At 50.5% G+C, this 14,700-nt stretch carries 11 protein-coding genes; 4 read left to right on the top strand and 7 right to left on the bottom strand.

Translation table 11 applies throughout. From position 1 onward, the window contains the following. Positions 1-227 precede the first annotated feature (227 nt). Both M0R33_RS04500 and M0R33_RS04495 read right to left on the bottom strand, forming a co-directional pair. The gene (locus M0R33_RS04500; RefSeq protein WP_292565706.1) at positions 228-1,103 is read right to left on the bottom strand and encodes a ribose-phosphate diphosphokinase; all 876 of its coding nucleotides are present in this window, start codon (positions 1,101-1,103) and stop codon (positions 228-230) included. 2 nt (positions 1,104-1,105) lie between these two features. Further along, entirely contained in the window at positions 1,106-2,644 is a 1,539-nt protein-coding gene (locus tag M0R33_RS04495) for a thymidine phosphorylase family protein (protein WP_292565704.1), read from the bottom strand. A gap of 204 nt (positions 2,645-2,848) precedes the next feature. Between M0R33_RS04495 and M0R33_RS04490 the strand changes: the two genes are divergently transcribed. Further along, positions 2,849-3,016 (top strand): hypothetical protein, encoded by a 168-nt coding sequence (locus M0R33_RS04490; protein WP_292565701.1) that lies wholly within the window; start codon positions 2,849-2,851, stop codon positions 3,014-3,016. Here the strand turns inward: M0R33_RS04490 and M0R33_RS04485 are convergent. Continuing rightward, on the bottom strand, positions 2,991-4,496 hold the full coding sequence (locus M0R33_RS04485; protein WP_292565698.1) for an esterase-like activity of phytase family protein: 1,506 nt from the start codon (positions 4,494-4,496) through the stop codon (positions 2,991-2,993). The two genes, M0R33_RS04490 and M0R33_RS04485, sit on opposite strands and share 26 nt — an antisense overlap. Positions 4,497-4,738: 242 nt before the next feature. On the opposite strand from M0R33_RS04485, the gene M0R33_RS04480 reads away from it, so the two are divergent. Further along, positions 4,739-5,599, top strand: a complete 861-nt coding sequence (locus M0R33_RS04480; protein ID WP_292565696.1) for a sugar phosphate isomerase/epimerase — start codon at positions 4,739-4,741, stop codon at positions 5,597-5,599. A gap of 13 nt (positions 5,600-5,612) precedes the next feature. On the opposite strand, the gene M0R33_RS04475 is transcribed toward M0R33_RS04480, so the two are convergent. After that, positions 5,613-8,771 carry an HD domain-containing phosphohydrolase gene (locus tag M0R33_RS04475; RefSeq protein WP_292565693.1) on the bottom strand — a complete coding sequence of 1,053 codons (3,159 nt, stop codon included), beginning with the start codon at positions 8,769-8,771 and terminating at the stop codon, positions 5,613-5,615. 400 nt (positions 8,772-9,171) lie between these two features. Between M0R33_RS04475 and M0R33_RS04470 the strand changes: the two genes are divergently transcribed. Further along, positions 9,172-10,245 carry a class I SAM-dependent methyltransferase gene (locus tag M0R33_RS04470; protein WP_292565690.1) on the top strand — a complete coding sequence of 358 codons (1,074 nt, stop codon included), beginning with the start codon at positions 9,172-9,174 and terminating at the stop codon, positions 10,243-10,245. Between the two features lie 315 nt (positions 10,246-10,560). On the opposite strand, the gene M0R33_RS04465 is transcribed toward M0R33_RS04470, so the two are convergent. Beyond that, complete coding sequence (locus M0R33_RS04465; protein WP_292565688.1) at positions 10,561-11,154, bottom strand: alpha-ketoglutarate-dependent dioxygenase AlkB; 594 nt, start codon at positions 11,152-11,154, stop codon at positions 10,561-10,563. Between the two features lie 10 nt (positions 11,155-11,164). Beyond that, complete coding sequence (locus M0R33_RS04460; RefSeq protein WP_292565685.1) at positions 11,165-12,916, bottom strand: putative transporter; 1,752 nt, start codon at positions 12,914-12,916, stop codon at positions 11,165-11,167. Positions 12,917-12,963: 47 nt separating this feature from the next. Between M0R33_RS04460 and M0R33_RS04455 the strand changes: the two genes are divergently transcribed. After that, positions 12,964-13,524, top strand: a complete 561-nt coding sequence (locus M0R33_RS04455) for a c-type cytochrome (RefSeq protein ID WP_292565682.1) — start codon at positions 12,964-12,966, stop codon at positions 13,522-13,524. 177 nt (positions 13,525-13,701) lie between these two features. Here the strand turns inward: M0R33_RS04455 and M0R33_RS04450 are convergent, their stop codons facing one another. Next, positions 13,702-14,514 (bottom strand): PhnD/SsuA/transferrin family substrate-binding protein, encoded by an 813-nt coding sequence (locus M0R33_RS04450; protein WP_292565679.1) that lies wholly within the window; start codon positions 14,512-14,514, stop codon positions 13,702-13,704. Between the last annotated feature and the right edge of the window lie 186 nt (positions 14,515-14,700).

The following is a 14,700-nucleotide window of genomic DNA, read 5'->3' as shown; positions in this document are numbered from 1 at the left end:
GCTGTTGCCTGTTAAATATCGATCTTTAAGATTTTTAGACAACGGGAAATAAACCGTTAATTGCTGTCGCAGCATTTCCAATTTAATCTCTAATTCGGAAATTTTTAACGAATCTTACACCAGTTTACCCACCGGATCGATACGCTGCAAACTATTAAGCATCGCGCATCGCGCCAGGCGAGATTCAGCATTGTGATGGAAATCGACGGCAAAACCGGGAAGATTAACTATAAAATTGCTTTCACGGCTGAACTCAGCATCGAATCGAGCCTAATACATGATGTAGCGTGCTCGATGCTGTCGGTACTCCAAATCTCCTTTACGCCAGCGTATCGAATAAGCTCTTCGGCGTCGCCACAAAACAATGGGTGGGTGACCACTGCATAGACGTCACCGACGCCCGCTTCTTTTAATAAACCGATCGTTCGAGCCATCGTTCTACCGGTACTGGCCATGTCATCAATGATAACAACCGTTTTTTTAAAAAAATCAAACTTGGGAAGTGTAATCTCGATCTCCCGGTCACCGCGCCTGACTTTATCGGCGACAGCATAATCGAAACCGATGGTCGAGGCGATTCCTTCAACCCATTGTGCCGATTCGCTATCAGGCCCCAGTAAGATGGCCTGGTCCAACTGCTTCCGCAAAAACTCGCCAATTACGTGGCCCGCTGAAAGGCTCAACGCATTGGCTAGCGGTATGGCCTGCTGCAAATGCGAAATGCGGTGCAAATGCGGGTCGACGGTGATGACATCGTCGAACAATTCTGCCAACAAGCGGCCGACAATCCGCTGACTGATCGCCTCGCCGGCGCGGTTGGCGACATCCTGCCGCATGTAACATAGATAGGGCGCAACCAGTGTGATACGTTTGGCGCCAAGTTCCCTGGCTGTGCGGGCGAACAACAGCAATTCGACCAGTTTATCGTTTGGTTGATTTAGGCTGCGACAAAGGATCACGTGGCCGGGCAAGACGGGCGGTAGCCGGATCAGGCTTTCGCCATCCGGAAAGCGATGCTGCTCGACCAGATCGAACTCTGCCCCCAGCTTACCGGCCAGCCTTTGACTTTGAGAGTGATAATCCGGGAAGGCGAGTACCAGCATGGTTAGTAAAAAGGTACCAAGGGTTTTAAAACGTGCTCTTCGTTACCGATTGTGTAACCGTTATTAACCGCCGCAAGCTTATGCGCGAACTTAAAATCCGCCGGAAATTCGGCATGAATACGATAAATCGGTTCGCCTTTTTGCACTTTGTCGCCGAGTTTTTTCAACAAATCCACCCCCGCCTTCTTGTCCATCGGCGCGCCGGCGATGCGGGCAATTTTGGCCATTTGGAAATTGTCTATATGCGTTACGACGCCTTCCTGCTCGGCCAATACTTCATAGCATAAGCTACCGGGCGTCAAATCGATGGTTTTCGCACCTTGCGCTTCTATCATATCGTTCATTTTCGCGATCGCACGCCCCGAATCGAGAATATCGCGCGCAATCGCATAACCCTGCCCTCCCCTGACATCGGGGTCGAACTCAATAATACGCCCGGCCAATTGCAGCGACTTTTGCCGCAGATCGAATGGCGCATCCGGATGATTTTCCAACACCTGCATGATGTCGCGGGCCTCCAGAACCGGTCCGATACCCCGTCCTATCGGCTGCCGACCATCCGTAATCATGACTTCCAGATGAATATTCAGTCGGTCTCCGACGAAATCAAATAACTTTCGCAACGCCAGAGCTTGCCGCATATACCTGACCTTTGCGGTTGGGCCAACCGGAATATCGATGATCAAATGCGTCGACCCGGCCGCCAATTTCTTGGAAAGAATCGAGGCAACCATTTGCCCTTGCGAATCAATACCCAGTGGCCGCTCGACGGAAATCAGCAAATCATCGACCGGCGCAAGTTTGGCAGTACCGCCCCAAGCCAAACAACCTCGGCACTGCCCAACGATCTTGTGCAGTTGTTCCGGCGGCAGATTGACTTCCGCCAAGACTTCCATGGTATCGGCGGTTCCGGCCGGGGAGGTAATCGCGCGGCTCGAGGTTTTTGGAATCAACATACCATGGGCGGCAACGATAGGCACCACCAGCATCGAGGTCCTGTTACCCGGTATCCCGCCGATACAATGTTTGTCCGCGACCAACGGTTCGTGCCAATTCATGCGTTCGCCCGACTCGAGCATCGCCCGTGTCAGATAAAGTAATTCGTCCCGATCGAGATTATTTTGCCCGGTAGCGACTAAAAACGCCGCCATTTCCATTTTCGAATAACGGGTATCGACAATGTCTTTGGTAATGCTATAGAAATCTTCCTGAGTCAAACGCTCGCCGTTGATTTTGCGGCGCACGGCATCCATGGACTCGGGATTTTCGGCATGCTCAACGGTAACCAACGAATTTTCCGCAATGTTAAATTGCTTAAACGCCTGTTCGGAAAGCCCCAACTCCCCAGCCTGAACAATCGAACTGTCATCAACGACATTGAGCACCGCCAACAGTTTGGTGCCGTTCGCGCATACCTTGATTTTCGACAGCGCCTGAAAGCCTTCCGCTCGATAAATCTCGCAATCCCGATTCAAATAAGCCACGTTTTCATGGTAGGTATCAATACCGATACGTCGAATTTGCAGCGTGTCGTTACTCATGAATAATGACAGACCAGTAAAAGTGGTTTGATCATGTTCGTTGCAATCTGGTTTGTCAACTTCCACGGTCCCACAGTATTCGCATCGTTGCTCCCTTGGAAAGGATTCTTTGCCGATTTGTCTTCCAATATGCCCGCGAGGATGGCTGTAAACATCAACGCCATTACGCCAAAATCATCTTTTCGCAAAGACTGGCTTTGAATTATGAAAACATCTTTAACTCAAGATAGCCAATTAGATTTTGTAAACGCTGAAGGTTTTCCCGGCCATTTTGTTTTGGATAAAAAAAGCCAACCCTCTGTGCGAGATGCTGGCTTTTTGGTAATGCAACTTGTGATGCGTGCGTCTATGGCTTTACGCCTAACGCTTTAACCAACCCTTGGTGATGCTCGTGGTGATCGCCCTCATGCTCTTCCGCTAATTCTTGATCCATTTTGCGAATTTGTTGTGCTTGGTAGCCCGGCAAATCGTTGTCATCAAAAGCAAATACATAGAATTGATTTGGGTTGGCAACAGTGCCGCGCTCGCAATTGTTCAATTCCGCGCACGCATCTGTTAAGGGATCGGCGACATCGGCCAGGAAGTCATTATCGTTGGCGATAACTAGCGTATGTTTTTTAACACCTTTGATCGTAACATCCTGTCCGAAAGCCAGGCCTTCCAACTTGGACGGAATCATACGGCTGTCTATACCGGCTGCATTCAGCGCACTGACGATATCAAGAAAAGGGGCCGGGTCTTTAGTAACGGCATAACGGGTCAGATCGGCATTAGGCCCTTCCACGCTGCTTATATCCTGGGCACCGTCAAGGTCTATCAAATACAGCTTCTTAACCAGTGCGGCCGAAGCCGTGTCGGTCAGTAACGGTGTATCCGCAAAGCCATTGCCGTCGCGTTCGTCAACCAAAAACTGATGATCGTTGATCGCCACAATCTCACTCACGCCAGAGCCATCCGTAAGTTTATAGGCATATTCGTGCGTCTGTTCGGTATCGATATCGATGGTGACAATACGCAGGCTTTTCTTTTTATCCTGCTCCAGATTCGCTTGCATGATACCGACCAACTTACCGCAGTCCGGGGTAATGGCCAAGCCCTCCATGCCTTTGTTGGTAACCCGCCCCACCGTGTTGTTGGCAATTTCTTCGGATTTTTGGGCGGAAAGATGTTCGATTGCCAGGTTGACAGGCAAATTGAAGGTTTTAATGCGCTTGCCGCTTTGACGATCGAATTGGTATACGTAGGGACCATATTCATCGGAAATAAAGACACTTTTGCCGTCGCAAGACATGCGAATAGCCTCGGGATCAAGACGCGCACTGCTGGCATCGGTAGATACTTGGGCTGGATCGAAATTATCTGAACGGCCGGTGAAATAATGGGTGCGGTTCTTGGCGTTCAGCGCTGGCTCGCCGGCCCCCAAATTCAGACCGATGCCGTCACCGTATACCAGCGGCATTGAACTCGACAACAGGGTAGTCCGCTTTATTACCGGCATCAGTTTGAAGGGTAAGTCCGCGCCCGGGCGGTTATGCGCCAGATTCAAGTTCACAGTTTGAAAGCGATTAATGTAGGAGACTGTGTCATCTACTAATGGGTTATAGGCCGTCGCATTCGGGCCCCGATCCGGCAAAGCCAGAAAACTGTTGCCGCCGGCATACGCCAAACCGGAGCCGATGCCGCCAAGCAGATTTCCTTGCACAGCGTTTTCCAGCGGCGCAGCGGTTTGTCGATTACGATCGGAAAGACTGCCATCGATTTTGCCGATGGCAATCAATTCGATCTCCGCCATCGCGACCGACGATGCCAATAGCGACACAATTAACACAGGCAGAATACGTTGATGAGTCATGGAAATTCCTAAAAAAGGTTAATGAGGACGCGAGCATTATTGTTTCAGTCCATGACAAACGTATTACATGCACTAAAAAGCCGCCTAAACGCGTATTCGGAATGTCATAAAGTTTAATTTCATCGAGCAGACGAATCCAAACCCCTCGCGCCCCGCCACGGAATCGGCATTGCCAGCGCCAATTTGCATGGCTTAGAATCGACAGCACTGAAAAACTATAAAAACAACCGGAGAAATGCGTTATGGCAAACGGCAAACCATTGGAATACGGCGGTCATGCACTTGTTTGGTCGGGGGATTGGACGCCGCAAGGCGCGCGTAAGGCCATCGGTGGCGCGGCGCGAGCCGGTTACGATTACATCGAAATCGCCTTGCTGGACCCGTGGAAGGTGGATACCGCGCTGACTAAGGATCTATTAGAGGAATTCAAGCTGCGCGCCCACGCTTCATTGGGTCTGTCTCCCGCTACCGACGTCACCAGCACCGATCCGGCTATCATCGCCAAAGGCGATGAACTGCTGCGTAAGGCTACCGACGTGCTGCATGCGATAGGCGGCAAAGAGTTATGCGGGGTGATTTATTGCGCGCTGGGTAAATACCCCGGCCCTGCATCCAAGCAGAATCGGGCTAATTCCGTGGCGGCGATGCAGCGACTGGCCGACTATGCCGCGGATAGATCCATCAATATCAATCTGGAAGTAGTGAACCGCTACGAAACCAATATCATCAACACCGGCCTGGAAGGCTTGGCTTTCCTGGACGAGATCGACCGGCCCAATGCCTATCTGCATTTGGACACTTACCATATGAATATCGAAGAAGACGGCATGGAACAATCCGTGCTGGCAGCCAAGGACCGGCTCGGCTACGTGCATATCGGCGAAAGCCATCGCGGTTATCTGGGCACCGGCAATGTCGATTTCGATGGTTTTTTTGCCGCCCTGAAAAAAATCGACTTCCGGGGCCCGATCACGTTCGAATCCTTTTCATCGAAAGTCGTCGACCCCAACCTCTCCAACACCTTATGCGTATGGCGCAACCTGTGGCACGACTCGGACGATTTGGCCGGCAAGGCACTGACATTTATCAAAGAACGTTATTAATCCTGCCTGCCCTTTAGCTGTTTGCGCTTTCAAGGGATTCTGCAGACGGCCGCCGTAAAAACCGGGAAATATCGGGACAATCGAGCTGCGCCGGCTGCAAAAACCGCTTGCCGTAATCCAGGTATACCCCGCTGGTGAGAAACAACTCGAATACCTCGGCATCGATATGCTGCTCTTCGACCATGCTCTGCATGATCTGCAGCGCTTCGCTGAGCGGCTTGGGCTCTTTATACGGGCGGTCGGCGGCGGTCAAGGCTTCGAAGATATCGGCGATGGCCAGAATCCGTTCCGGAATCGATAAATCGTCGTCGCCCAAACGCCTGGGATAGCCGGTGCCGATCAGGGTTTCATGATGGGTGGAGGCGTAGCGCGGCACCCTAGCCAAGTCTTTCGGAAACGGCAAACTTTCCAGCATTTTGATGGTGCTGATCATATGGGCGTTGATTTTGAAGCGGTCTTCCTCTGTCAAGGTGCCGCGCGATATCGACAAATTGTAAAGCTCCCCGTGGTTGTAAATGAACTCGGGTATCTCCATGCGGATACCCAACTTCGGATCCAATTCCCGCCCCCCGAGCCGCGGCAACAGATGCTCCGGTTTATCTCCCAGCAAGGGTTCGAGGGCGGGTAACGGGGATTGCTCGGTCGGGTAGCGTTCCAATTCATTTGCCGACAAACCCAGCCGATCGTCGAAATGGCGCAGCCAGGTCTGCCGGGATAAGGTTTGCAGCCGCTCAATATCGCGGTCGGCCAGATATTCGCCGCCCATGTTGGTTTGGGCAATAAAGGCGAAATCTTCCTGTAGCTGGGCTTGTTTTATATCCCTGATCCGGGCGGTTTCAGCGCTGGGCGCAGCCAAGTATTCGATATCGGCGTCGCGCCACAATACTTCGAAGCGCATACGGATTTCGTGGATACGGTTATAAATAATCTCCAGCTTGGTGGCTTTGTCGACGATGTGTTCCGGCGTGGTGATCTTGCCGCAATCGTGTAACCAGGCGGCGATCCGGTATTCTCTCAGCTCGTCTTCGGAGTTGAAGCGAAAATCCTTGAAAGGGCCGCTTGCGGTATGTTCCGCCGCTTCCGCCAACATTAAAGCCAGCACGGGCACCCGGGCGCAATGCCCCGCTGTGTAGGGCGATTTTTCGTCAATCGCTTGGGCGATCAAGCGAATGATGGCCTCCATCAAGGCTTTCTGTTCCCGCTCGTATTGCTGAATAGCGGCGGCCATATCGATAATCGAATGCGATAATTCGTCGATTTCGATAATGATACTGTCAGAGACAGCCACTTCGTCGTAACGCCTGTGTTTAATTTTATCGTTTTCCCGGGCCAGACTCTTGATCGGCCGAACAATTGGGGAGGCGAACAGCCAGGACACCGGCAACAACAGCAATAGGCAAGCAACGGAAACCAACAGGGAAATTGTCACTTTTCGCAAGCTTTCGACCAGCATCTTGGCGGCCGGAAGCACTGCGGCAAAGTATTCGGGCCGGCTGCCATTTCTGTTTAAGCGGGTGATATATACAAAATGGTCTTTACCGCCAATTTCGGCGTTAAAGAAACGGTCGCCGCTATTTTCCGTTTCCGCCCGCGGCAGCAATTGCGGATACGGTACGACCGCCAAATTATTATCGGTCCTGTTGGCATCATGTTGCCCGAACCATTTCGCTTCCAGCGCACGTATTTGCGCAGGCGGAACGGCGGCCAACGCCTGGTCGAGGATAGACGCCAACTCACCGTGGCGTTTGTCGATCAGCAAATTTAAATCTTCCGGCAACACCAATTCATTTTTATCGAAATGTTCATGAAAACGTAAATGCTCCATGAAATATTGATCGGCGGTGTAATGCAAAATGGCCGCGGAATCCAGGGTGGCAAAAGCCTGCCCGGAAATCACCGCCGCCAGCGATTCGCGGCTGGAACCGGTCTCCAACAAGGTTATGCGCGGATAGGCCGAGCGCAATGCCTGGATAGTCGACCAACCCGCCGGTATGGCCAGCACTTTGCCATTCAATTGCTCGAGTTGGGTAATGGTTGCCGCATCGTCGCGGGTTACCAGCGCGTCGGGCAGATGCAAAATCGGCCGACTCAACAATCCCAACGCCTGATTGGCCTCGGTCGGCACGACCGGTTGCAGGATATCCAGCTCTCCATTCTTGAACATGTTCAGCAATTCGGCCCAGGTATAGCCATTGATAAACTCGATTTTTATGCCGGTCATTTCCGCCAACAGCCGGAGCAGGTCGATGGCATAACCTTTCGGTTCCCCGGATACCGCATAATCGATCGGCGGCCAATCCAATTCATTGGACACCCTGATAGTGCCCAAATCCGCCAAATATTGCTTTTGCCACTCGCTCAACGGAATCACTTCGGCGACGGGCAGCGCATCGCTATCGGCCACTCGATTGGTAGCGACTATTTCCCCTTCGTGTTGGTAGATATACATTTCACCGTCGGTACTCAACGGCAGTTCAGCTAGATAATTGGACAATGACGACAAGGCAATATCGATCGCCAACACGGCTTGGGTGGCGGGAATCACGGTCGAATAAGTTTGTCCCGGCGCTTGCAGATGCTGGAATAAATAAGGCGTGGTTTTTTCGACCGAACCCGTCACGGCCTGCCGATACCAAGGCCGCTCGCGGGGATCGTAATCACTGCGTTCGCGACGGCTGGCCCGGTGTTTGAATTTATCGTCGTAATAAGCCACGCTGCGAAAGCGGCCGTCTGTCTCCGTTTCGACAGAGATAACCACCCAGCGGTCGTCCGGCAGCGCCGTAAATTGGCCACGCGCCAGTGGACTAGCATCTAAATTAACCAGCTCATAGAAATTGCCGTCGTTAAAGCCGACATAAATCGCATATAAATACGGATTGGAACGCATGACTTCGGCAAACAACTCCCGAGCCGCCGGGTTGACCCGCTTGCCTTTAATCAACTCCGGAAACCGTGACAGGATGGCGGCATTTTGACTGGCTTTACTGTCGATTGCCGCCAAATAGTCTCTTGTGCCGGCTGCAGTCAGGCGATATTGGGCTAAAGCACTATCAACCGCAGCCTGCCGGCTAAAATGGTATTGCAATCCGGTCGCCACCGCAGCCGTCAGTATTGTCGCCAAAACGAATATGCTGACCACGGTCAGGCGAATGGAAAATCTTAATTTTTGCACAGTCGGCACCGGTATAACCTGTGGTACAGGCTATTTGGATAATGGGTTCGCTGGAAACTATAGATCATTTAACTTGCATTTAACATCGTTCATTGTCTCGGCATTAAAACAATCCCATGGCGTGAGAAGATTAGCGTAAATACAGAAGTACCGATTGGGTTTAATCCGAAGGGTGCAAATACTCGATTGGTTTACAGTCAACCGTTTATACGCATTTAATTATCCCAGTGCCCAAAGTACAATGCTTTCCGTAGCGCTAGCGTAATCTGCGGCGAAATGCCGATTCGTATCATCATGGCGGCCATGATTGCCTGCCTTTGGCAAGACCTGGACAACAGAAGTTCGTTTCATTACGCTTAACAAAAAATTGGGTAAAGACAACAAATGGATGGAATGATTTATGACAATACGATTTAAAGATGTCAATCCCGGCCAATTAGAACAATTGCAAGGGAAAGTAATGGGTGACGTCGCCGGCTCACTAGGCTTGTTAATGGCTTATATTGGCGACAAACTCGATCTGTATAGCGCGCTGTTGGAGATTAGCCCCGCCACCAGTCAAGAGTTAGCCGAAACCACCGGCATGGACGAACGCTATCTTCGGGAGTGGCTATCCGCCAATGCAGCCGCCGGCTATGTGAACTTCGATGGCGCTATGGGTAAGTTTTCGATCTCGCCCGAACAAGCGGTTATCTTTGCAGCGGAAGGGCACCCGGCATGCATGCAAGGTTTCTTCCAAGCCGTCATGTCCGTATATATCGACGAACCTAAACTGACCGAGGTGTTCCGTTCCGGAAAAGGCTTGCCCTGGAGTGATCATAGCCCATGCTTGTTCTGCGGTACCGAACGTTTTTTTCGGCCTATGTATGCGATGAATCTACTCGATGCATGGATACCGTCACTCACTGGCGTAAAGGAAAAACTAGAAGCCGGCGCGAGAGTCGCCGATATCGGTTGCGGGCACGGTTCTTCGACAATCATCATGGCCCAGGCATTCCCGAACTCGACGTTTCACGGCTTCGATTTTCACGAGCCGTCCGTCGAACACGCCAGAGAAAGAGCCCGAGCGGCCGGCGTTGCCAGCAACACGATTTTTGAGGTCGTAAAGGCAAAAGCATATCCGGGCAAGAATTACGACCTGGTTACCGTGTTTGATGCCTTACATGATATGGGTGACCCAGTCGGCGCGGCTCAGCATATAGCCAGCACCCTGGCGAAGGACGGAAGTTTGATGTTGGTTGAGCCCTTCGCCGGCGATAGTCTTGAAGAAAATCTGCACCCTTTGGGTCAGATATATTATTCGTTCTCAACCATGGTCTGTGTCCCCGCATCGAAATCACAAGAAGTCGGGCTAGGTTTAGGCGCTCAGGCCGGGCAAAAAAAGTTAACCGAAGTTCTTAATGCGGGAGGATTTTCTCAGGTAAGGCGCGCAGCGGAGACCGCGACTAACTTGGTCCTTGAGGCAAAAGTGTAGTCCTATGGGCTGATTCGGACAGGGCCGTAAAGCTGGGGTGAGCAACGCGAACCCCGGCAAATGCTTTGAAATATCCGAGTTCCTTTACATTCAAACAGCTCTTTGGATTAGAAAATTTATCAGCTTCTACGCTGGGGTGCATGCCGATTTTAAGTCCAGCTCGCCCCATTATCAATATCAATTGCTTCAGGTACAACCTGCCTCGTTCATTACCGGATAAGTTCAGACTTTTATACATCGTCACTCGTCAATTACAACCATAGAGAGTAGCGCGCCTAATCTGGTTGTCGGAAATTGCAGGCCAACCCAGATCGGCTAAACATATATCCGCCTAAACGTCAGATTGATCCGCGGCTGCTTGGATTTGCGGGTTTTGGGCAGTTCATGCCGCCAATGATGTTGCAACTCGCCGGCCATGACCAACAAATCTGCATGACCTAAGTCAATATCCAGCTTTTGCCCGGTTTTGCGATGTATAAAGCGCAGCAAGCGGCTGTCACCGAAACTGAGCGAAGCGATCAGCGGCTTTTGTCCCAATTCCTGCTCATCGTCGGCATGACAGCCCATGGAATCTTGGCCATCGCGATACAGATTAGCCAGCACGCTATTAAACCCATGCTTGCAAACCGCTTCGACATTGCCGCGTAGGGTTTGTAAATCCACCGACCACGCCAATGGTTGGTGATCGACTCCCGAGTAACGGTAGTGCGCACAGGGATCGCCATACCAGGCCATCAATCGGGGTACGTTTAGCCAGCGCCCGTAGATGAATAATTGTTCCTGCCGCCAAGCCAGACTCTGATAAAGCCTTTGATAATAATCATCGGCTTGTTCCGGCCCATAAAACCCCGGCCAGTAATATATCTCGCCATCCTGCGGCGCTAAATTCGAGAGCGCGGATAACGGCAATTCGCACCTATCAATTGACCAAGACGATAATCAATTGCGCGGCCAAGATCCGCAAAATCATTACCAGGGGATACACGGTGGCATAGGCGATAGAGACCGCGGCCGAACTATGTAAATTATTGGCAAAGGCCAATGCCGGCGGATCGGTCATGCTGCCCGCCAACAGACCGCACAAGGACAGGTAATTCAGCTTGAATACGATACGCCCGAACAGGGCCACAATCAGTAAAGGCAGCAAAGTAATTAAACTGGCACAGGCCATCCAGTAAAATCCGCTGCCATTGAACAGCGTTTCTAAAAACTCATCGCCGGAATGCAGGCCCACGCAAGCCAAGAACAGCACGATGCCGATGTCTTTTAAGATGATGTTGGAGCTTTTCGGTAAATGCCAGGTCATGGTGCCCCAATTACCCACCCGACTTAACATGATGGCCACCAAAAGCGGTCCGCCGGCCATGCCCAACTTTAATTCAGTAGGCACGCCCGGCAGGTAAAACGGCCAACTGCCCAGCAAAACCCCTAAGCTAATACCGATAAAAATCGGCATGACCTGTGGATGGCTGAGTTCTTCCAGGGAATTCCCCAAGGCCTTCTCGATAGTGTCCAAAGCATCCTGGCTGCCCACCACATTCAACTCGTCGCCGAAATGCACATGCATGGCGCTGGTTGGGGTAAATTCCACATCCGGCCGATGTACACGAGAAATAGTCACCCCAAAACGCACGCATAAATTACCGATAGTTTGATTAATCGCTGCTTTATGGGTCACCACCAGCCGTTTACTACGCAGATTTTGGGCGATTTCCTGTAAGTTGATTTCGGCATCATGGCCGATCAGGATTTTTAATCGCTGTAGCTGTTGGCGCTCTCCCACGAGGCGGACAGTATCGCCCATCATTAACGGCGTATCGCGGCTGGCAATTTCAACATCGGTTTTGCCCTTATGCAGGATGCGGGTTATCACCACCCCCATGCCTTCAAAAAAAGGAATTTGCGCGATGGTCAAGCCGTTTAAGTTGGGGTTTTCCACCACCAAGTCTTCCCAAACCGGGATTTTCGCCTGTTGCTGCTGATGGTGGGCGAAATCCTCGGCCTCTTTGTCGACCTGAATCTTAAACAACCGTTTCACCGACGTCATGGACAAAATGATGCCTATAATGCCGAACGGATATGCAACGGCATACCCCAGACCGGGCATTTTCATGATCTCGCCATCCACATTGGGTAGACTGCTCAACACTTGTTGTGCAGCAGCCAACGAGGGGGTATTGGTAGTTGCGCCGGAAAACAAACCCACCGCCACCGGCATCGGTATCTCGCCAACCACGCTAATGGCAACTGCAATTAAGGCCCCCAACACCACGATAGCCGCTGCCAATCCATTGAGCTTGAGACCGTATTTAAAAAACGAGCTGACGAAACTGGGCCCTACTTGCAAACCAATGGCATAGACAAACAATACCAAACCGAATTCGCGCAAAAAATGCATGACTTCGGCATTGATTGTTAAATCGTAATGGCCGAATATCAAGCCGGAAAACAGCACACCGGCAATACCTAAACGTATACCGGCTACCTTTAAGCCGCCCAGCACCAACCCGCTAGCCACCACTAAACTGATAATCAGCATGGCGTGGGGCACGGAATCATGCTGAAATAAATCGACAATCCAGAACATTAATAACCTTTTAGCGAATTGAGGGAAGGCGGAATTATTGATTGCTATATAGGATGCCTGCTGCTTATGATGTGATTCAGCCAAGGCGCTATCGTTAACAGATTGTACAACAAGCCCAAGAGGTCATCACAATGAACACAACTTATAACATCGGTTTTAGCTTTGTCATGGCGCTATTGCTATTTCCCGCACAGGCCGCGGACATCAACGCCGGTAAAAACCGGTCTGCTATGTGCATGGGCTGCCATGGCAATGCCGGCGTCAGCAACAGCGGCATGTTCCCCAGCCTAGCCGGGCAAAGCAGTGCTTATCTGGAATCGCAATTGAAGCATTTCCGCTCCGGTGAGCGTAGCAACGCAACCATGAACGCCATGAGCAAGGATTTAAAGGATGCCGACATACAAAATCTGGCGGCTTACTATGCTAGTTTGCCGGGTAAATCAGCCGGCGGAGACGCCAGTCTGGCCCAGCTAGGTAAGGAAAAGGCCGCTATGTGCATGGGGTGTCATGGCAATGCATTACAGGGTAATGGTCAATTTCCCAAGCTGGCCGGCCAACATCCAGAATATATAAGCATGCAATTAGCAAACTTTAAAAGCGGCGCCCGTAAAGCCGGCCAGATGAACGCCATCGCCAAAACCCTGAGCGATGACGATATCAAGGCATTGGCGGAATACGCTGGCTCGCTTTGAACGCTCTAACGCGTGATTAGGAAACGAAATAAATTGAAAGGCTTTTAATTACTCAAACCTGGTACCCCCGCGAAGGTTGGAATCCAAGCAATTAAGCTTATCGTATTCCAACCTTCGCGGGGGTAAGCAATTATTAGAAATACCCACAGCTATTGATAGCTATTCTCAATATATTGGTTATTTTATTCCTTTCGCTAAATGCGCATGCTCTCTATCTAATTTATCGACCGTGTCCAATTCCTCAACTTTAAGAAAATCCAACGCTGCTGTTTTATAAATATCCAGTATTTGCTTGCCGCGCGCGCTTTTATAAAAGGATAAGGCAATTTGTCTTATTTCATTCGCTAACGGGTAATTTTTGCGCATGTAACTGTAATTTTTACTCCTGACCTCAAATGTATCCAAAACCTTAACTTTATTTCTGATATCAGGATTTAACTCGGACATGACCTGAAACGAATTAACATAAGCCAACCCCGCATCTGCTTTATTAAAATATAAATCCAAGACGATGCGATTGGCTTTAGCCTGTTGCTGTATCGATGCGGCCAGCGTTTTATACCCTTTTTTAAACGCTCTCAGAAAAAGCGTATCCATATACATTTCCGCTAATTCGTCACCCTCTAGCATAGCGATACGCTTGCCGCGTAAATCCTGAATATTTTGAATGTTACTATCCGCGCGTACAATCAGTAAAAGGTTGTCCGGTTTGTTATCTTCCAACATACCGGAAAAACCATCGGTTATTTCGTCGCGCTTAAAATACCTGGAAATGAGGAGCGGCGGCGCCACGATAATATCCAGTTTTCCGTGATCAAAATCGACGCGCATGTCTTGCATGGTTTCATATAAAAAGGCACCGGTGGTTTGAATATCAATCCCGGCTTTTTGAGCCTCAAAGGCCAGCGCATCCTTAACCCAAAAGTTCATGGAAATTTCTATATCACTGATACTGGCTTGTTCAGTAATCGATTTAGTGTATAAGCCCATATTTACCCGGCCATGTTTTGCTAGCTGTTGATCAGCATGCGCTAGACCGATTATCGTGTTACTTAACAAAGCGCAGAGTATACAACTCATGCGTATTAATTGATGCCCCATGGCAATAACCCTTTTTCTAAGGTCTGATGCTCCTATATGAGCTCATCGAATGGTTTCAATAGCTTTTATGTATTA

Origin of the sequence: Methylomonas sp. (genome assembly GCF_023228165.1) — a bacterium.
In the GTDB taxonomy this organism is placed as follows: Bacteria; Pseudomonadota; Gammaproteobacteria; order Methylococcales; family Methylomonadaceae; genus Methylomonas.
Note: the sequence above shows the minus strand (reverse complement) of the source record. Positions and strands in the feature narration are given on the sequence as shown.